Source organism: Streptomyces sp. NPDC059852 (assembly GCF_042731455.1).
In the GTDB taxonomy this organism is placed as follows: domain Bacteria; phylum Actinomycetota; class Actinomycetes; order Streptomycetales; family Streptomycetaceae; genus Streptomyces.
In genome coordinates this window covers 91,220-110,548 of record NZ_JBHWJK010000023.1, presented here as the reverse complement: position 1 = coordinate 110,548, position 19,329 = coordinate 91,220, and the positions used below count along the sequence as shown (strand labels likewise).

Sequence of the window (19,329 nt, the reverse complement as noted above, 5' to 3'; positions counted from 1 at the left end):
GGCCGGAACCGTTCGGCTCCGGCCACCCCGGCGGCACGTTTCTGCTGAGAGCACCCAACCCAGGGACGTGCTCAGCTCTCCTCGGCGTGGGAGACCGCGCGGCGCGCGTCCGCGTCGAGGACACCCCAGCTGATCAGCTGCTCCGTGAGGACCGAGGGGGACTGGTCGTAGATGACGGCGAGTGTGCGCAGGTCGTCCTGGCGGATCGACAGCACCTTGCCGTTGTAGTCACCGCGCTGCGACTGGATCGTCGCCGCGTACCGCTGGAGCGGACCCGCCTTCTCGGCCGGCACGTGGGCCAGCCGCTCCAGGTCCAGGACCAGCTTCGGCGGCGGCTCGGCGGCCCCGCCCGGCGTCGTCCCCGGCAGCAGCTCCTGCACCGGGACGCCGTAGAAATCCGCCAGCTCTGCGAGCCGCTGCACGGTCACGGCGCGGTCGCCGCGCTCGTACGAACCGACCACGACGGCCTTCCAGCGTCCCTGGGACTTCTCCTCGACACCGTGGAGGGAAAGGCCCTGCTGGGTGCGGATGGCCCGGAGCTTGGCCCCGAGCTGTTTGGCGTATTCGCTGGACATATGGCTCCCCGGCACTGGGTCGACGCGACTGGCTTGGCTTCCATGCCGCGCGGTTGGTAACTCACTGTGAGGTTACGCAGCGTTACTCTCGTGCGTCAAGCCGAATGGTCCACACCGACGCTTCCGCTTCCGCCGTGGCCGATTGGGCCAGGGGGGTGACAGGAGGTGTACCGGCGGCCTGCTACCGTGGATGGCGCAAACCAGACGTCCTTTAAGGTCCGTCCCGTGAGGCGGAGAAGGAGGTCCCTTTCGTATGGACAGGCAGCAGGACACCTCGACGTCCGACGCCCGGCCCGTGCTTGAAGGCCCTGACATCGCGCGGGTGTTGACCCGCATCGCCCACGAGATCGTCGAACGCGCCAAGGGCGCCGACGACGTGGTGCTCCTCGGCATCCCCACCCGGGGCGTCTTCCTCGCCCGGCGGCTCGCCGCCAAGCTGGAGGAGATCACCGAGCGCAAGATCCCGGTCGGTTCGCTCGACATCACCATGTACCGGGACGATCTGCGCATGCACCCGCCGCGTGCGCTGGCCCGCACCGAGATCCCCGGTGACGGCCTCGACGGCCGCCTCGTCGTCCTCGTCGACGACGTGCTCTTCTCCGGCCGTACGATCCGCGCCGCCCTCGACGCCCTGAACGACATCGGCCGCCCACGCGCGGTCCAGCTCGCCGTTCTCGTCGACCGCGGTCACCGCGAGCTGCCCATCAGGGCCGACTACGTCGGCAAGAACCTCCCCACGTCGTTGCGGGAGACGGTCAAGGTCCAGCTCGCCGAGGAGGACGGTCGCGACACCGTGCTGCTCGGTGCCAAGCAGACCCCCCAGTAGCGCCGGACGGCGTACGCCGCAGTCGTACGCCCGCCCCGTGCGCCCAGGCGCACCCGTCTGCCCGAAATCCTTCATGAACTGCCTTACGGAGCCTGACAGATGCAGCGTCATCTCATCTCGGCCGCCGACCTCACCCGCGACGACGCCGTCCTGATCCTCGACACCGCCGAGGAGATGGCCCGGGTCGCCGACCGGCCGATCAAGAAGCTGCCGACCCTGCGCGGCCGCACCGTCGTCAACCTCTTCTTCGAGGACTCCACGCGCACGCGTATCTCGTTCGAGGCCGCGGAGAAGCGCCTGTCCGCGGACGTCATCAACTTCAGCGCCAAAGGCTCCAGCGTGTCCAAGGGCGAGTCCCTCAAGGACACCGCCCAGACCCTGGAGGCCATGGGCGTGGACGCCGTCGTCATCCGGCACGGGGCCTCCGGCGCGCCGTACCGCCTGGCCACCTCCGGCTGGATCGACGCCCACGTCATCAACGCCGGCGACGGCACCCACCAGCACCCCACGCAGGCGCTGCTGGACGCCTTCACGATGCGGCGCCGGCTCGTCGGCCGGGACGCCGGGCTCGGCCGCGACCTCGACGGGCGGCGCATCACCATCGTCGGCGACGTCCTGCACAGCCGGGTCGCCCGCTCCAACGTCGACCTGCTGCACACGCTCGGCGCCGAGGTCACCCTGGTCGCCCCGCCCACCCTGGTGCCGGTCGGCGTCGAGACCTGGCCCTGCGAGGTGTCGTACGACCTCGACGCCGTGCTCCCCAAGTCCGACGCCGTGATGATGCTGCGCGTCCAGCGCGAGCGCATGAACGCCGCCTTCTTCCCGACCGAGCGCGAGTACTCGCGGCGCTACGGCCTCGACGGCGACCGCATGGCCCGGATGCCGGAGCACGCCATCGTGATGCACCCCGGCCCGATGGTCCGCGGCATGGAGATCACCGCCGAGGTCGCCGACTCCGACCGCTGCACCGTCGTCGAGCAGGTGGCAAACGGAGTCTCCATCCGCATGGCCGTCCTCTACCTGCTGCTCGGCGGCAACGAACCGGCCGTCACCCACACCCGCACCGAGGAGAAGTGAAGAAGATGAGCAAGACCCTGATCCGTGGTGCGAAGGTGCTCGGCGGCGAGCCGCAGGACGTGCTGATCGACGGCGGCGTCATCGCCGAGGTCGGCACCGGGCTGAGCGCCGAGGACGCCGAGGTCGTCGAGGCCGACGGCAAGGTCCTCCTGCCGGGCCTGGTCGACCTGCACACCCATCTGCGCGAGCCCGGCCGCGAGGACTCCGAGACCGTCCTCACCGGCACCCGCGCGGCGGCCTCCGGCGGCTACACGGCCGTGTTCGCCATGGCCAACACCTTCCCCGTGGCCGACACCGCCGGCGTGGTCGAGCAGGTCTACCGGCTCGGCCAGGAGCACGGCTACTGCGACGTGCAGCCCATCGGCGCCGTCACCGTCGGCCTGGAGGGCCGCAAGCTCGCCGAACTCGGCGCCATGCACGAGTCGGCCGCCGGCGTCACCGTCTTCTCCGACGACGGCAAGTGCGTCGACGACGCCGTGATCATGCGCCGCGCCCTGGAGTACGTGAAGGCCTTCGGCGGCGTCGTCGCCCAGCACGCCCAGGAGCCCCGGCTCACCGAGGGCGCCCAGATGAACGAGGGCGTCGTCTCCGCCGAGCTCGGCCTCGGCGGCTGGCCGGCGGTGGCCGAGGAGTCGATCATCGCGCGGGACGTCCTGCTCGCCGAGCACGTCGGCTCCCGCGTCCACATCTGCCACCTGTCGACCGCCGGCTCCGTCGAGATCGTCCGCTGGGCCAAGTCCCGCGGCATCGACGTCACCGCCGAGGTCACCCCGCACCACCTGCTCCTCACCGACGAGCTGGTGCGCACCTACAACCCGGTCTACAAGGTGAACCCGCCGCTGCGCACCGAGCGGGACGTCCTGGCGCTGCGCGAGGCGCTCGCCGACGGCACGATCGACATCGTCGCCACCGACCACGCCCCGCACCCGCACGAGGACAAGGACTGCGAGTGGGCCGCCGCCGCCATGGGCATGGTCGGCCTGGAGACCGCGCTGTCGGTGGTGCAGGAGACCATGGTGGACACCGGGCTCCTCACCTGGGCCGGGGTCGCCGAGCGCATGTCCGTCAAGCCCGCCGAGATCGGGCGGGCCACGGGCCACGGCCGGCCCGTCTCGGCTGGTGAGCCCGCCAACCTCACGCTCGTCGACACGGCATACCGTGGGTCCGTGGACCCCGCGGGCTTCGCCTCGCGCAGCCGGAACACCCCGTACGAGGGGCGTGAGCTGCCGGGCCGTGTCACCCACACCTGGCTCCGGGGCAAGGCCACGCTCGTCGACGGGAAGCTCACGTGACACCTGCAACACTCCTCGCAGCCGGACTCGCGGCGGACCAGAAGTCGGCCGAGGTCACCGACTGGGCCGCCCGCGTCGGCTGGGTCGTCGGACTCGCCCTCTTCGTGGCGCTCGTCTACTGGCTGATGCGCGAGGGCTGGAAATGGCGCGGCACGCTCCAGAGCGACCTGCCCGCGCTGCCCAGCGCGCCGGACGACCCGGGCCCGGCGAGACTGAGCATGAGCGGCCGCTACCACGGTTCCACCACCGCCGGTCAGTGGCTCGACCGCATCGTCGCGCACGGCCTGGGCACCCGCAGCCGGGCCGAGCTCACGCTGACGGACGCGGGACTGGACGTCGTACGCCCCGGCGCGGCCGACTTCTACGTCCCCGCGGACCGGCTGCGCGGCGCCCGGCTCGACAAGGGCATCGCCGGCAAGGTCCTCACCGAGGGCGGCCTGCTCGTGGTGACCTGGGCGCACGGCGACCGGCTGATCGACTCCGGGTTCCGCTCGGACCACGCGGCGGAGCACACCGCGTGGGTCGACGCCCTCAACTCCATGACCAACGACACCAGCACGGAAGGCGCCGAACGATGACCACCTCCACAAGGGGAGCCGACAAGGTTCCCGCGGTACTCGTCCTGGAGGACGGCCGGATCTTCCGCGGCCGTGCCTACGGGGCCGTGGGGGCGACCTTCGGCGAGGCCGTGTTCTCCACCGGCATGACCGGCTACCAGGAGACCCTGACCGACCCGTCGTACCACCGCCAGGTGGTCGTGATGACCGCCCCGCACGTCGGCAACACCGGCGTGAACGACGAGGACCCCGAGAGCAAGCGGATCTGGGTCGCCGGGTACGTCGTCCGCGACCCCGCCCGCACCCCGTCCAACTGGCGCTCCCGCCGCTCCCTGGACGACGAGCTGCGCGCCCAGGGCGTCGTCGGCATCTCCGGCATCGACACCCGCGCCCTCACCCGCCATCTGCGCGAGCGCGGTGCCATGCGCGTCGGCATCTTCTCCGGCAACGCCCTGCCCGACGAGGGCACCATGCTCGCCGAGGTCCGCCAGGCCCCCGAGATGGAGGGTGCCGACCTCGCCGCCGAGGTCGCCACCAAGGAGGCGTACGTCGTCCCCGCGATCGGCGAGAAGAAGTTCACCGTCGCCGCCGTCGACCTCGGCATCAAGGGCATGACCCCGCACCGGATGGCCGAGCGCGGCATCGAGGTGCACGTGCTGCCCGCCACGGCGACCGTCGAGGACGTCTACGCCGTCAACCCGGACGGTGTCTTCTTCTCCAACGGTCCTGGGGACCCGGCCACGGCCGACCACGCCGTCTCCGTCATGCGGGGCGTGCTGGAGCGCAAGACCCCGCTCTTCGGTATCTGCTTCGGCAACCAGATCCTGGGCCGCGCGCTGGGCTTCGGCACGTACAAGCTCAAGTACGGTCACCGCGGCATCAACCAGCCGGTGCAGGACCGTACGACCGGCAAGGTCGAGGTCACCGCGCACAACCACGGCTTCGCCGTCGACGCCCCGCTCGACAAGGTCTGCGACACCCCCTACGGCCGCGCCGAGGTCTCCCACGTCTGCCTCAACGACAACGTGGTGGAGGGGCTCCAGCTGCTCGACCAGCCGGCCTTCAGCGTCCAGTACCACCCCGAAGCGGCAGCCGGTCCGCACGACGCCGCCTACCTGTTCGACCGCTTCACCTCTTTGATGAACACAGTCCTGATGGAGGGCCAGCGTGCCTAAGCGCACCGATATCCAGTCCGTCCTGGTCATCGGCTCCGGCCCGATCGTCATCGGCCAGGCCGCCGAGTTCGACTACTCCGGCACGCAGGCGTGCCGCGTGCTCAAGGCCGAGGGCCTGCGCGTCATCCTGGTCAACTCCAACCCGGCGACGATCATGACCGACCCGGAGATCGCCGACGCCACGTACGTCGAGCCGATCACCCCGGAGTTCGTCGAGAAGATCATCGCCAAGGAGCGCCCGGACGCGCTGCTGCCGACCCTGGGCGGCCAGACCGCCCTCAACACGGCCATCTCGCTGCACGAGGCCGGCACCCTGGAGAAGTACGGCGTCGAGCTGATCGGGGCCAACGTCGAGGCCATCAACAAGGGCGAGGACCGCGACCTGTTCAAGGAGGTCGTCGAGGAGGTCCGCAAGAAGATCGGCCACGGCGAGTCCGCCCGCTCGGTGATCTGCCACTCCATGGACGACGTGCTCCAGGGCGTCGAGACGCTCGGCGGCTACCCGGTCGTCGTCCGCCCCTCCTTCACCATGGGCGGCGCCGGCTCCGGCTTCGCGCATGACGAGGAGGAGCTGCGCCGCATCGCCGGACAGGGCCTCACGCTCTCCCCGACCACCGAGGTGCTCCTGGAGGAGTCCATCCTCGGCTGGAAGGAGTACGAGCTGGAGCTGATGCGCGACAAGCACGACAACGTCGTGGTCGTCTGCTCCATCGAGAACTTCGACCCGATGGGCGTGCACACCGGCGACTCCATCACCGTCGCCCCCGCGATGACGCTCACCGACCGCGAGTACCAGATCCTGCGGGACGTCGGCATCGCCGTGATCCGCGAGGTCGGCGTCGACACCGGCGGCTGCAACATCCAGTTCGCGGTGAACCCCGAGGACGGCCGGGTCATCGTCATCGAGATGAACCCGCGCGTGTCCCGCTCCTCGGCGCTCGCCTCCAAGGCGACCGGCTTCCCCATCGCCAAGATCGCCGCCAAGCTGGCCGTCGGCTACACCCTGGACGAGATCCCGAACGACATCACACAGGAGACCCCGGCCTCCTTCGAGCCGACGCTCGACTACGTGGTCGTGAAGGCCCCCCGGTTCGCCTTCGAGAAGTTCCCGAGCGCCGACTCCACCCTCACCACCACCATGAAGTCGGTCGGCGAGGCCATGGCCATCGGCCGCAACTTCACCGAGGCCTTCCAGAAGGCGCTGCGCTCGCTGGAGAAGAAGGGCAGCCAGTTCACCTTCGTCGGCGAGCCCGGCGACAAGGACGAGCTGCTGCGCGAGGCGGTCCGGCCCACCGACGGCCGTATCAACGCGGTCATGGGGGCCATCCGCGCGGGCGCCACCCCCGAGGAGGTCTTCGACGCCACGAAGATCGACCCGTGGTTCGTCGACCAGCTCTTCCTCATCAAGGAGATCGCCGACGAGCTGGGCGCGGCCCCCGAGCTGACCCCGGAGCTGCTGTCCGAGGCCAAGCGGCACGGCTTCTCCGACGTGCAGATCGCCGAGATCCGCGGCCTGCGCGAGGACGTCGTACGCGAGGTGCGGCACGCACTCGGCATCCGCCCGGTCTACAAGACGGTCGACACCTGCGCCGCCGAGTTCGCCGCGAAGACCCCGTACTTCTACTCGTCCTACGACGAGGAGACCGAGGTTGCGCCGCGCGAGAAGCCGGCCGTCATCATCCTCGGCTCCGGCCCCAACCGCATCGGCCAGGGCATCGAGTTCGACTACTCCTGTGTCCACGCCTCCTTCGCGCTCAGCGACGCCGGCTACGAGACCGTGATGGTCAACTGCAACCCGGAGACCGTCTCCACGGACTACGACACCTCCGACCGGCTGTACTTCGAGCCGCTGACGCTGGAGGACGTGCTGGAGATCGTCCACGCGGAGCGGCAGGCCGGCCCGGTCGCCGGTGTCGTGGTCCAGCTCGGCGGCCAGACCCCGCTGGGGCTGTCGCAGGCCCTGAAGGACAACGGCGTGCCGATCGTCGGCACGTCCCCCGAGGCCATCCACGCCGCCGAGGACCGCGGGGCGTTCGGCCGCGTCCTCGCCGAGGCGGGCCTGCCCGCCCCGAAGCACGGCACCGCCACCACCTTCGCCGAGGCCAAGGCCATCGCCGACGAGATCGGCTACCCGGTCCTGGTGCGTCCGTCGTACGTCCTCGGCGGGCGCGGCATGGAGATCGTCTACGACGAGACCCGGCTGGAGTCCTACATCGCCGAGTCCACCGAGATCAGCCCCTCCCGGCCGGTCCTGGTCGACCGGTTCCTCGACGACGCCATCGAGATCGACGTCGACGCCCTGTACGACGGCGAGGAGCTGTACCTCGGCGGCGTCATGGAGCACATCGAGGAGGCCGGCATCCACTCCGGCGACTCGGCGTGCGCGCTGCCGCCGATCACGCTGGGCGGCTTCGACATCAAGCGCCTGCGCGCCTCCACCGAGGCCATCGCCAAGGGCGTCGGGGTGCGCGGTCTGATCAACATCCAGTTCGCGATGGCCGGCGACATCCTGTACGTCCTCGAGGCCAACCCGCGCGCGTCCCGTACGGTCCCGTTCACCTCGAAGGCGACCGCGGTGCCGCTGGCCAAGGCCGCCGCCCGGATCTCGCTCGGCGCGACCATCGCCGAGCTGCGCGCCGAGGGCCTGCTGCCGCGGAACGGCGACGGCGGCGAGCTGCCGCTCGACGCGCCGATCTCCGTCAAGGAGGCCGTCATGCCGTGGTCGCGCTTCCGCGACATCCACGGCCGTGGCGTGGACACCGTCCTCGGCCCGGAGATGCGCTCCACCGGCGAGGTCATGGGCATCGACAGCGTCTTCGGCACGGCGTACGCCAAGTCGCAGGCCGGCGCGTACGGCCCGCTGCCCACGAAGGGCCGGGCGTTCATCTCGGTCGCCAACCGCGACAAGCGCTCGATGATCTTCCCGGCGCGCGAGCTGGTCGCCCACGGCTTCGAATTGATGGCCACCTCCGGCACCGCCGAGGTCCTCAAGCGCAACGGCATCAACGCCACCGTCGTGCGCAAGCAGTCCGAGGGCACCGGCCCGAACGGCGAGAAGACCATCGTCCAGCTCATCCACGACGGCGAGGTCGACCTCATCGTCAACACCCCGTACGGCACCGGCGGCCGCCTCGACGGCTACGAGATCCGTACGGCGGCCGTGGCGCGCTCGGTGCCGTGCCTGACGACGGTCCAGGCGCTCGCCGCCGCCGTCCAGGGCATCGACGCCCTCAACCACGGGGACGTGGGCGTCCGATCGCTCCAGGAACACGCCGAACACCTGACCGCGGCCCGCGACTAGCAGCCGACGAGGGGGACACCGGAAACGGTGTCCCCCTCTTCATGAGGGAATCATGTACAAGATCTTCTTCGCCTGCTTCTTCCAGCGGATGGACCCGGAGCAGGCCCATCACCTGGCCTTCCGGTGGATCCGCCTGGCGGCCCGCGTCCCCGTGCTGCGCACCTTCGTCGCCGCCGCGCTCGCGCCCCGCCACAAGGAGCTGCGCACGGAGGCCCTCGGGCTGCGCATGCACGGCCCCTTCGGGCTCGCCGCGGGCTTCGACAAGAACGCCGTCGCGATCGACGGCATGGCGATGGTCGGCTTCGACCACGTCGAGATCGGCACGGTCACCGGGGAGCCCCAGCCGGGCAACCCGAAGAAGCGCCTGTTCCGGCTCGTGCCGGACCGCGCGCTGATCAACCGCATGGGGTTCAACAACGACGGCTCGCTGGCGGTGGCCGCCCGGCTGGCGTCCCGTACGCCGGTCTTCCGGACCGTCGTGGGCGTCAACATCGGCAAGACCAAGGTCGTGCCCGAGGCCGAGGCCGCCGCCGACTACGTGAAGTCGGCCGAGCGGCTGGCGCCGTACGCCGACTACCTGGTCGTCAACGTCTCGTCGCCCAACACCCCCGGCCTGCGCAACCTGCAGGCCACCGAGTCGCTGCGGCCCCTGCTGACGGCCGTCCGCGAGGCCGCCGACCGGGTGGTGACCACCCGCCGGGTGCCGCTGCTCGTCAAGATCGCGCCGGACCTCGCCGACGAGGACGTGGACGCCGTGGCCGACCTCGCCGTCGAGCTGGGCCTGGACGGCATCATCGCCACGAACACCACCATCGCGCGCGAGGGACTCGGCCTGACGTCCGATCCCGCGCTGGTCGAGGAGACCGGCGGGCTCTCCGGCGCGCCGCTGAAGGCACGCTCGCTGGAGGTGCTGAGGCGCCTCTACGCGCGCGTGGGGGACCGGATCACCCTGGTGGGCGTCGGCGGCATCGAGAACGCCGAGGACGCCTGGCAGCGCATCCTCGCGGGCGCCACCCTGGTCCAGGGCTACAGCGCCTTCGTCTACCAGGGCCCCTTCTGGGCCCGCGCCATCCACAAGGGGCTCGCCGCGCGCCTGCGCACCAGCCCCTACGCCACCCTCGCCGACGCGGTCGGCGCCGACGTGAGGAAGACGGTATGACCGAGCCCTTCGGCAGTCGACTGCGCCGCGCGATGGACGAGCGCGGCCCCCTGTGTGTGGGCATCGACCCGCACGCCTCCCTGCTCGCCGAGTGGGGCCTGAACGACGACGTGGCCGGCCTGGAGCGGTTCAGCCGCACGGTCGTCGAGGCGACGGCCGACCGGGTCGCCGTGCTCAAGCCGCAGAGCGCGTTCTTCGAGCGCTTCGGCTCCCGCGGGGTCGCCGTGCTGGAGAAGTCGGTGGAGGAGGCGCGCGCGGCCGGCGCGCTCGTCGTCATGGACGCCAAGCGCGGCGACATCGGCTCCACCATGGCCGCGTACGCGGAGTCCTTCCTGCGCAAGGACTCGCCGCTGTTCTCCGACGCGCTCACGGTCTCGCCCTACCTCGGCTACGGCTCGCTGTCCCCGGCGGTGGCGCTGGCCCGGGAGAGCGGCACCGGTCTGTTCGTGCTCGCCCTCACCTCCAACCCGGAGGGCGGCGAGGTCCAGCACGCCGTCCGCGCGGACGGCCGGGACGTCGCCGCGACGATGCTCGCCCACCTCGCCGCGGAGAACGCGGGGGAGGAGCCGCTGGGCTCCTTCGGGGCGGTCGTCGGCGCCACGCTGGGTGACCTGTCGTCCTACGACCTCGCCGTCAACGGCCCGCTGCTCGCGCCCGGCATCGGCGCCCAGGGGGCCACGCCCGCGGATCTCCCCAGGGTGTTCGGCGCGGCGGTGCGCAACGTCGTCCCGAACGTCAGCCGGGGAGTGCTGCGGCACGGCCCCGACGTCGTGACCCTGCGTGATGCCGCGTCACGCTTCGCCGACGAGGTCCGCGAGGCGGTCGCGGGCGCCTGAGGGCCGGTGACGGCGTCCAGGTCGGCCGCGGAGTCCTCCGGCGAGGGGCCCGCGGCCGACTTGAGTCTGGATACATCCTCAAATCCGGGGCAGTATGTCTTAAATGTCCGGCCTGACGGAGGCTGACCAGGACTTTTCCGCTGTTCTCGCTGACTCTTGCGGACTTGCCCGCTAGTCTCCGACGAGAGTCAGTGGGCAAGCGTGTTGCTCGTGGCTCCCCAGGTGTGGGGCGACTAGGTTCCTCACCGGTCCGTATCCGACAGTTCGACATCCGAGGTGACGTAGGCGTGGCTCTTCCGCCCCTTACCCCTGAACAGCGCGCAGCCGCGCTCGAAAAGGCCGCCGCGGCTCGCCGGGAGCGGGCCGAGGTCAAGAATCGACTCAAGCACTCCGGCGCCTCCCTTCACGAGGTCATCAAGCAGGGCCAGGAGAACGACGTCATCGGCAAGATGAAGGTCTCCGCACTGCTCGAGTCCCTGCCGGGCGTGGGCAAGGTCCGCGCCAAGCAGATCATGGAGCGACTCGGCATCTCCGAGAGCCGCCGCGTGCGGGGCCTCGGCTCGAACCAGATCGCCTCCCTTGAGCGTGAGTTCGGCAGCACCGGCTCCTGAGTCCCGGCTCCCCGGGACCTCGGGTCCCGGGCGGTCCGCGATTGCTGGAATAATCGCCGCATGGCTGTAACACCCCGGGGGACGACCCCCGAGCCCCCGGACGCACGTCCGCGGCTGACCGTGCTCTCCGGCCCCTCAGGGGTCGGCAAGAGCACGGTCGTCGCTCATATGCGCAAAGAACACCCCGAGGTCTGGCTCTCCGTGTCGGCGACGACGCGCAAGCCCCGCCCCGGCGAGCAGCACGGAGTCCACTACTTCTTCGTCACCGACGAGGAGATGGACAAGCTGATCGCCAACGGCGAGCTGCTGGAGTGGGCCGAGTTCGCCGGCAACCGCTACGGCACACCGCGCGCGGCCGTGCTGGAGCGGCTCGACGCGGGCGAGCCGGTGCTTCTGGAGATCGACCTCCAGGGCGCCCGGCAGGTCCGCGAGTCGATGGCCGAGGCCCAGCTGGTGTTCCTGGCCCCTCCCTCCTGGGAGGAGCTGGTGCGCCGGCTCACCGGCCGGGGCACCGAGCCGCCCGAGGTGATCGAGCGCCGGCTGGACGCGGCGAAGATCGAGCTGGCCGCCGAGCCCGAGTTCCATGTGACCTTGGTCAACACCTCCGTCGAGGACGTGGCGCGCGAGCTGCTAGCCTTGATGGACGTTGTGTGATCGTGTCCGATCGCATGACTGAATCTTTCCCATCCATCGGAAGGTAGAGCGTGTCCTCTTCCATCTCCGCGCCCGAGGGCATCATCAACCCGCCGATCGACGAGCTCCTCGAGGCCACCGACTCGAAGTACAGCCTCGTGATCTACGCGGCCAAGCGGGCCCGCCAGATCAACGCGTACTACTCGCAGCTCGGCGAGGGCCTCCTCGAGTACGTCGGTCCGCTCGTCGACACGCACGTCCACGAGAAGCCGCTCTCGATCGCCCTGCGGGAGATCAACGCGGGTCTGCTGACGTCCGAGGCCGTCGAGGGCCCGGCGCAGTAAGTACGATCTTCAGCTTGCAGCTGACTTGTCCACAGGCCCGGCGGCGCGTCCGCCGGGCCTGTGGTGTGTAGTGGAGTCGTACGCAGCCGAGTGCGGGGAGAGACGGTGGACAAGCCGAAGGTCGTTCTGGGGGTCAGCGGGGGCATCGCCGCCTACAAGGCCTGTGAGCTGCTGCGCAGACTCACGGAGTCCGGCCACGACGTACGCGTCGTGCCGACCGCCTCCGCCCTGCACTTCGTCGGCGCCGCCACCTGGTCCGCCCTGTCCGGCAACCCGGTCTCCACGGAGGTCTGGGACGACGTCCACCAGGTGCCGCACGTCCGTATCGGCCAGCACGCCGACCTGGTCGTCGTCGCCCCGGCCACGGCCGGCATGCTCGCCAAGGCCGCGCACGGCCTCGCCGACGACCTGCTGACCAACACGCTGCTCACCGCCCGGTGCCCGGTCGTGTTCGCCCCCGCCATGCACACCGAGATGTGGGAGCACCCGGCCACCCAGGAGAACGTGGCGACCCTGCGCCGGCGCGGCGCCGTCGTCATCGAGCCCGCCGTCGGCCGTCTCACCGGCGTCGACACCGGCAAGGGCCGGCTGCCCGACCCCGGGGAGATCTTCGAGGTCTGCCGCCGGGTGCTCGCCCGGGGCGTCACCGAGCCCGACCTCACCGGCCGGCACGTCGTGGTGAGCGCGGGCGGCACCCGCGAGCCCCTCGACCCCGTGCGCTTCCTCGGCAACCGCTCCTCCGGCAAGCAGGGCTACGCCCTCGCCCGCACCGCCGCCGCGCGGGGCGCCCGCGTCACCCTGGTCGCCGCCAACACGCAGATGCCCGACCCGGCCGGTGTCGACGTGGTGCGGGTCGGCACGGCCGTGCAACTGCGGGAGGCCGTCGTCAAGGCCGCGGCGGACGCGGACGCGGTGGTCATGGCCGCGGCCGTCGCCGACTTCCGCCCGGCCACGTACGCCACCGGCAAGATCAAGAAGAAGGACGGCCAGGAGCCCGAGCCGATCGTGCTGGTGCGCAATCCGGACATCCTGGCGGAGATCGCGGGCGACCGGCCCCGGGCGGGCCAGGTGGTCGTCGGCTTCGCCGCCGAGACGGACGACGTCCTCGCCAACGGCCGCCGCAAGCTGGAGCGCAAGGGCTGCGACCTCCTCGTGGTCAACGAGGTGGGCGAGCGCAAGACCTTCGGCTCCGAGGAGAACGAGGCGGTCGTCCTGGGCGCCGACGGCAGCGAGACCCCCGTTGCGCACGGGCCGAAGGAAGCCCTCGCCGACATCGTGTGGGACCTCGTGGCGCGTCGCCTGGACGGCGCCGTCTGACCCACCCGGAAGGGTGTCGGGCAGCCGCCCGATTCGGGCGTGGCGCCTCTGGCCACCGCCGTGTGCGATTGGCAGAATGCCCGTGCCGCAGGTCACAGCCCTCCCGAGAGGCGAGACAGGGGGGTCCGTGACCGGGCACGACAGATAAACTGTCCACGGACGACGCCGGGCGCAGCCCCCGTCCCGTCCACCAATGATCAGCCAGCAGCCGCTGCAACCCCAGGGAGCGTTGTGTCCCGTCGCCTGTTCACCTCGGAGTCCGTGACCGAGGGTCACCCCGACAAGATCGCTGACCAGATCAGCGACACCATTCTCGACGCGCTGCTGCGCGAGGACCCCTCGTCCCGCGTCGCCGTCGAGACGCTGATCACGACCGGCCTGGTGCACGTGGCCGGAGAGGTCACGACCAAGACGTACGCGGACATCGCGACGCTGGTCCGCAGCAAGATCCTCGAGATCGGCTACGACTCCTCGAAGAAGGGCTTCGACGGCGCCTCCTGCGGTGTCTCCGTCTCCATCGGCTCGCAGTCGCCCGACATCGCGCAGGGCGTCGACGCGGCCTACGAGGCCCGCGTCGAGGGCGACGAGGACGAGCTGGACCGCCAGGGCGCCGGTGACCAGGGCCTGATGTTCGGCTACGCCACCGACGAGACGCCGACCCTGATGCCGCTGCCGATCTTCCTGGCACACCGGCTGTCCAAGCGCCTGTCCGAGGTCCGCAAGAACGGCACCATCCCCTACCTGCGCCCCGACGGCAAGACGCAGGTCACCATCGAGTACGACGGTGACAAGGCCGTCCGCCTCGACACCGTGGTCGTCTCCTCGCAGCACGCGTCGGACATCGACCTGGACTCGCTGCTGGCCCCCGACATCCAGGAGTTCGTGGTCGAGCCCGAGCTGAAGGCCCTCCTCGACGACGGCATCAAGCTCGACACCGAGAACTACCGCCTGCTGGTCAACCCCACCGGCCGCTTCGAGATCGGCGGCCCGATGGGTGACGCCGGCCTCACCGGCCGCAAGATCATCATCGACACCTACGGCGGCATGGCCCGCCACGGCGGCGGCGCGTTCTCCGGCAAGGACCCGTCCAAGGTGGACCGTTCGGCCGCCTACGCGATGCGCTGGGTCGCCAAGAACGTCGTGGCGGCCGGTCTGGCCTCCCGCTGCGAGGTGCAGGTCGCGTACGCGATCGGCAAGGCCGAGCCCGTCGGCCTGTTCGTCGAGACCTTCGGCACCGCCAAGGTCGACGCCGAGCGGATCGAGAAGGCCATCGACGACGTCTTCGACCTGCGTCCGGCCGCGATCATCCGCGACCTGGACCTGCTCCGCCCGATCTACGCCAAGACGGCGGCGTACGGCCACTTCGGCCGTGAGCTCCCCGAGTTCACCTGGGAGCGCACGGACCGCGTGGACGCGCTCCGCGAGGCCGCCGGGCTGTAGGCAGGCCCGTAGCTTCGTCACGCCGAGGCCCGGTGCCCTTCTCTGGGAGCCGGGCCTCGGCGTGTGCGCGGGGCGGCCCCGAGGGGGACGGGGGCGGCGCCGGATGTCAGTGGCGTTTGGTAGGAATGCAGGCGTGAGCAGCGAGGACGAGCAGCCGGGAGGCGGCACCGACGGGGCGCCGCCCGAGCAGCTTGCCCTCATCCGCGAGAGCGTGCGCAAGGCCAAGGTGCCCCGCGCCAAGCCGCGGACCTGGCGCGGGGCCAAGCTCGCGAACGAGCTGCCCGTGGCGCGGGTGCTGGTCGACAAGGGCGTGCTGCACCTCGACCGCTACTTCGACTACGCCGTGCCCGAGGAGCTGGACGAACAGGCACAGCCCGGGGTCCGGGTCCGGGTGCGGTTCGGTGCCGGGGCCCACAATGTGCGCGAGGGGCGCCGCGAGGGCGGCGGGCTGCGCGACGGGTTCATCGTCGAGCGCCTCGCCGAGAGCGACTACCAGGGGCCGCTGGCCGCCCTCGCCCAGGTGATCTCACCGGAGCGCGTCCTCGACCCCGAGTTGCTCGCCCTCGCCCGTGCCGTCGCCGACCGGTACGCCGGCAGCCTCGCCGACGTGCTGCAGCTGGCGATTCCGCCCCGGCACGCCCGGGCCGAGGCCCGCACCCTGCCGCCGCCCCCAGCGCCGCCCCCGGCGCCGGACCCCGGCCCCTGGCAGCGGTACGAGCACGGGCCGCGCTTCCTGGAGGCGCTGGCGTCCGGGCGGTCGCCGCGTGCGGTATGGACCGCGCTGCCCGGGCCCCGGTGGGCCCAGGAGATCGCCCTCGCCGTCCGCGCGACCCTCGCGTCCGGGCGCGGCGCGCTGGTCGTCGTGCCCTCCGGCCGCTCGGCCGCACGGGTGGACGCCGCGCTCACCGAGACACTGGGGGAGGGGCAGCACGCGCTGCTCACCGCCGACGCGGGCCAGGAGCGCCGCTACCTCGAGTGGCTGGCCGTGCGCCGCGGTTCCGTACGGGCCGTGGTCGGCACCCGGGCCGCGATGTTCGCCCCGGTGCGGGACCTCGGCCTCGTGGTGATCTGGGACGACGGCGACTCCGGTCACAGCGACGACAATGCCCCGTTCCCGCATGTGCGGGAGGTGCTGGAGCTGCGCGCCGCGGGCGGCAAGTGCGGTTTTCTGCTCGGGAGTTGGGGCTGCACGGTGGAGGCGGCGCAGCTCGTCCGCAGCGAGTGGGCCGTGCCGCTCATCGCGGATCGCGAGCGCGCCCGGCGGCTCACCCCGCTGGTTCGGACCGTCGGCGACGGGGACCTCGCCCGCGACGAGGCCGCCCGCGCCGCCCGGCTGCCGTCCCTCGCCTGGCAGACCGCCCGGGAGGGGCTGCGGCACGGCCCCGTCCTCGTCCAGGTCCCCCGGCGCGGGTACGTCCCCCGGCTCGCCTGCGACCGGTGCCGGGAGCCCGCCCGGTGCCGGCACTGCGCGGGACCCCTGGAGGCGAGCGGGGCCGGCGGTGCCCTGTCCTGCGCCTGGTGCGGGCAGGACAGCCCCGACTGGCACTGCCCCGAGTGCGGCGGGTTCCGGCTGCGGGCCCAGGTCGTCGGTGCGCGCCGGACCGCCGAGGAGCTGGGGCGGGCGTTCCCGGCCGTCCCCGTGCGGACCTCGGGGCGGGAGCATGTGCTGGACACCGTGCCGGGGGCGCCCGCGCTGGTCGTGAGCACACCGGGCGCGGAGCCGGTGGCCGAGGGCGGGTACGCGGCGGCGCTGCTGCTCGACGGCTGGGCGATGCTCGGCCGGGCGGACCTGCGGTCCGGTGAGGAGGCGCTGCGGCGCTGGATCACCGCCTCCGCGCTGGTCCGGCCGCAGGAGGCGGGCGGCACCGTGGTGATCGTCGCCGAGGCGACGCTCCGTCCGGTGCAGGCGCTGGTGCGCTGGGACCCGGTGGGGTTCGCCGTCCGGGAGCTGGCCGAGCGCGCCGAGCTGGGCTTCCCGCCCGTCTCCCGGATGGCGGCGGTCTCCGGACCGCCGGACGCCCTCGCGGAGTTCCTCGCGGGGGTCGAACTGCCGGGCGACGCGGAGGTCCTGGGACCGGTACCCGTGCCGGTCACCCCGGCGGGCCGCCCCCGGCGCCCCGGCGGCCCCCCGCCGGGCGAACAGTGGGACCGTGCCCTGATCCGGGTGCCCCCCGGCAGCGGGGCGGCCCTGGCGGCGGCGCTGAAGTCGGCCCGGGCGGCCCGGATGGCCCGGGGCGGCGGCGAGACGGTGCTGGTGCGGATCGATCCGCTGGACATCGGCTGACGGGGCCCTGCTGGGCGCCGGGTCGGGCGGAGGCGGACGGTATCGGCGTCCCCCGGGTGCCCCGGGCCGGAAAGTGGTCTGCCCTCCCGGGTGCGCTCCGGGAGGGCAGAGTCGAGGGGGTGTCAGCCCGTCGCGTCAGCCGTTGCGTGGGCCGGGGAAGGCCGTGGGGCGGGCCTCGTCACGGAGGGCGGGGCTGCCGGCCGTCGGCTGGGTCGGCATCGAGCGGGCGGCGGGGACCGTCGGCACCGTCGGCAGGGCGGTGGAGACGTTGACCGTGCGGGTGCCGGCCGGCTCGGCCGTGCGCTCCGCCTCGGCCGCGGCCTGGGCGGCGGCGCGGCGTGCGCCGTAGCGGCGGTGGACGGCCTGCTTGGTGACACCGAGGGCGGAACCGACCGCGTCCCAGGAGAAGCCCAGCGAGCGGTCGAAGTCGACGGCCGCCGTGACCAGGGTCTCGACGCTGTCCCGCAGCTCCTGGGCGAGGCGGACCGTCGGCGCGGGGGCGCGCCCGTAGACGACGAAGCCCGTGGACGGGCCGGAGCGGCGCGGGCGGTAGACGTTGCCCAGCTGGGCGGTGAGGGTACGCAGTGCGTCCACCTGCCGGCGGACCCGCTCGATGTCCCGCACCAGCAAGTGCAGGCTGGCCCGAGCCTGGGCGTCGTGGGTTGCGTGGTCGGCCATGAACAAGCCTCTCGAACCGGCGTGAAAAGGGACGGGCCGCCATGTCGGCGTATGCGGCCCGAAGGGGTCAACTCTTTCTTGACCAACGCGGCAGCGCCCCGCTGGTCACGCTGTGGGGGCGTGTGGGCATATGCCCACGCCCGGCGGAGGGGTGCGCGCCGCGGGCAGCGGCAGGTGGGACCGGCCTCCCGAACGGCCGGTGCTCCGGCGTGAGTCAGCGGCCCCCGCACCCATAGACTGGTGCGTCGCCCAAGCCGCCCCCGCCCGAGAGGCCCCGCCCACCCATGAAGCTCGTCTTCGCCGGCACCCCCGAGGTAGCCGTTCCCGCTCTGGACGCTCTGATCGCCTCCGGGCGGCACGAGGTGGCCGCCGTCGTCACCCGGCCCGACGCGCAGGCCGGACGCGGACGGCGGATGGTCGCGAGCCCCGTGGCCGAGCGGGCCGCCGAGGCCGGCATCGAGGTGCTCAAGCCCGCCAAGCCGAGGGACCCCGAGTTCCTGGAGCGGCTGCGGGAGATCGCGCCCGACTGCTGCCCCGTCGTCGCGTACGGCGCGCTGCTGCCGCGCGTCGCCCTCGACATCCCCGCCCACGGCTGGGTCAACCTGCACTTCTCGCTGCTGCCCGCCTGGCGCGGCGCCGCCCCCGTGCAGCACGCCATCATGGCCGGTGACGAGATCACCGGCGCCTCCACCTTCCTCATCGAGGAGGGCCTGGACTCCGGGCCGGTCTACGGGACGGTCACCGAGGAGATCCGGCCCACCGACACCAGCGGCGACCTGCTCACCCGTCTCGCCTTCGCCGGCGCGGGGCTGCTCGCCGCCACCATGGACGGCATCGAGGACGGCACCCTGAAGGCGGTGCCGCAGCCCGCCGACGGCGTCAGCCTCGCCCCCAAGGTCAACGTCGAGGACGCCCACGTCGACTGGGCCGCCCCCTCCCTGCGCGTCGACCGGGTGGTGCGCGGATGCACGCCCGCGCCGGGCGCCTGGACCACGTTCCGCGGCGAGCGCCTGAAGCTCATCCAGGTGCAGCCGGTGCCGGGCCGGGACGACCTCGCGCCGGGCGAGCTCGCCGCCGGGAAGAACAACGTGTACGTCGGGACGGGCTCGTACGCCGTCGAGCTGCTGTGGGTGCAGGCGCAGGGCAAGAAGCCCATGCGGGCCGCGGACTGGGCGCGCGGCGCCCGCATCGCCGCCGGCGAGCGGGTCGGCGCCTGACCGCGGG

General features: G+C 72.1%; 17 protein-coding genes. 15 read left to right on the top strand and 2 right to left on the bottom strand.

The window, feature by feature from the left end; genetic code table 11:
- Nucleotides 1–71: 71 nt before the first annotated feature.
- Nucleotides 72–575 (bottom strand): transcriptional regulator BldD, encoded by a 504-nt coding sequence (bldD, locus tag ACFV46_RS26245; protein WP_004002691.1) that lies wholly within the window; start codon nt 573–575, stop codon nt 72–74.
- Between the two features lie 253 nt (nt 576–828).
- Between bldD and pyrR the strand changes: the two genes are divergently transcribed.
- The 14 genes from pyrR (at nt 829) to ACFV46_RS26175 (ending at nt 17,427) form a co-directional block, all read left to right on the top strand.
- Complete coding sequence (gene pyrR / locus ACFV46_RS26240) at nt 829–1,401, top strand: bifunctional pyr operon transcriptional regulator/uracil phosphoribosyltransferase PyrR (RefSeq protein WP_108705968.1); 573 nt, start codon at nt 829–831, stop codon at nt 1,399–1,401.
- A 99-nt stretch (nt 1,402–1,500) separates the two neighbouring features.
- Nucleotides 1,501–2,478 carry an aspartate carbamoyltransferase catalytic subunit gene (locus ACFV46_RS26235; protein WP_062674313.1) on the top strand — a complete coding sequence of 326 codons (978 nt, stop codon included), beginning with the start codon at nt 1,501–1,503 and terminating at the stop codon, nt 2,476–2,478.
- A gap of 5 nt (nt 2,479–2,483) precedes the next feature.
- The gene (locus ACFV46_RS26230; protein WP_385499956.1) at nt 2,484–3,770 is read left to right on the top strand and encodes a dihydroorotase; all 1,287 of its coding nucleotides are present in this window, start codon (nt 2,484–2,486) and stop codon (nt 3,768–3,770) included.
- Entirely contained in the window at nt 3,767–4,348 is a 582-nt protein-coding gene (locus ACFV46_RS26225; protein ID WP_385499955.1) for a hypothetical protein, read from the top strand. The genes ACFV46_RS26230 and ACFV46_RS26225 overlap by 4 nt, the downstream gene beginning before the upstream one ends.
- The gene (gene carA / locus ACFV46_RS26220; RefSeq protein WP_385499954.1) at nt 4,345–5,502 is read left to right on the top strand and encodes a glutamine-hydrolyzing carbamoyl-phosphate synthase small subunit; all 1,158 of its coding nucleotides are present in this window, start codon (nt 4,345–4,347) and stop codon (nt 5,500–5,502) included. The genes ACFV46_RS26225 and carA overlap by 4 nt, the downstream gene beginning before the upstream one ends.
- Complete coding sequence (carB, locus tag ACFV46_RS26215) at nt 5,495–8,803, top strand: carbamoyl-phosphate synthase large subunit (RefSeq protein WP_361934499.1); 3,309 nt, start codon at nt 5,495–5,497, stop codon at nt 8,801–8,803. Before carA ends, carB begins: the two co-directional genes overlap by 8 nt.
- Before the next feature lie 52 nt (nt 8,804–8,855).
- Nucleotides 8,856–9,962 carry a quinone-dependent dihydroorotate dehydrogenase gene (locus ACFV46_RS26210; RefSeq protein WP_361934497.1) on the top strand — a complete coding sequence of 369 codons (1,107 nt, stop codon included), beginning with the start codon at nt 8,856–8,858 and terminating at the stop codon, nt 9,960–9,962.
- Entirely contained in the window at nt 9,959–10,798 is an 840-nt protein-coding gene (gene pyrF, locus ACFV46_RS26205) for an orotidine-5'-phosphate decarboxylase (protein ID WP_385499953.1), read from the top strand. The genes ACFV46_RS26210 and pyrF overlap by 4 nt, the downstream gene beginning before the upstream one ends.
- A 287-nt stretch (nt 10,799–11,085) precedes the next feature.
- A complete protein-coding gene (locus ACFV46_RS26200; RefSeq protein ID WP_003977346.1) occupies nt 11,086–11,409 on the top strand; it encodes an integration host factor in 324 nt (107 codons plus the stop codon).
- Nucleotides 11,410–11,469: 60 nt separating this feature from the next.
- Complete coding sequence (gene gmk, locus ACFV46_RS26195) at nt 11,470–12,063, top strand: guanylate kinase (protein WP_361934492.1); 594 nt, start codon at nt 11,470–11,472, stop codon at nt 12,061–12,063.
- A gap of 50 nt (nt 12,064–12,113) precedes the next feature.
- Nucleotides 12,114–12,386 (top strand): DNA-directed RNA polymerase subunit omega, encoded by a 273-nt coding sequence (gene rpoZ, locus ACFV46_RS26190; RefSeq protein WP_003988945.1) that lies wholly within the window; start codon nt 12,114–12,116, stop codon nt 12,384–12,386.
- Nucleotides 12,387–12,491: 105 nt separating this feature from the next.
- Nucleotides 12,492–13,703 (top strand): bifunctional phosphopantothenoylcysteine decarboxylase/phosphopantothenate--cysteine ligase CoaBC, encoded by a 1,212-nt coding sequence (gene coaBC, locus ACFV46_RS26185; RefSeq protein ID WP_385499952.1) that lies wholly within the window; start codon nt 12,492–12,494, stop codon nt 13,701–13,703.
- A gap of 231 nt (nt 13,704–13,934) precedes the next feature.
- Nucleotides 13,935–15,143, top strand: coding sequence for a methionine adenosyltransferase (metK, locus tag ACFV46_RS26180; protein ID WP_361934486.1), 1,209 nt, complete (start codon nt 13,935–13,937; stop codon nt 15,141–15,143).
- Nucleotides 15,144–15,276: 133 nt separating this feature from the next.
- Nucleotides 15,277–17,427, top strand: coding sequence for a primosomal protein N' (locus ACFV46_RS26175; RefSeq protein WP_385499951.1), 2,151 nt, complete (start codon nt 15,277–15,279; stop codon nt 17,425–17,427).
- A 135-nt stretch (nt 17,428–17,562) separates the two neighbouring features.
- Here the strand turns inward: ACFV46_RS26175 and ACFV46_RS26170 are convergent, their stop codons facing one another.
- Nucleotides 17,563–18,105: a hypothetical protein gene (locus tag ACFV46_RS26170; protein WP_376729729.1), complete on the bottom strand. Its 543-nt coding sequence runs from the start codon at nt 18,103–18,105 to the stop codon at nt 17,563–17,565.
- 284 nt (nt 18,106–18,389) lie between these two features.
- Between ACFV46_RS26170 and fmt the strand changes: the two genes are divergently transcribed.
- Nucleotides 18,390–19,322, top strand: a complete 933-nt coding sequence (fmt, locus tag ACFV46_RS26165) for a methionyl-tRNA formyltransferase (protein WP_361934477.1) — start codon at nt 18,390–18,392, stop codon at nt 19,320–19,322.
- Nucleotides 19,323–19,329: the final 7 nt, after the last annotated feature.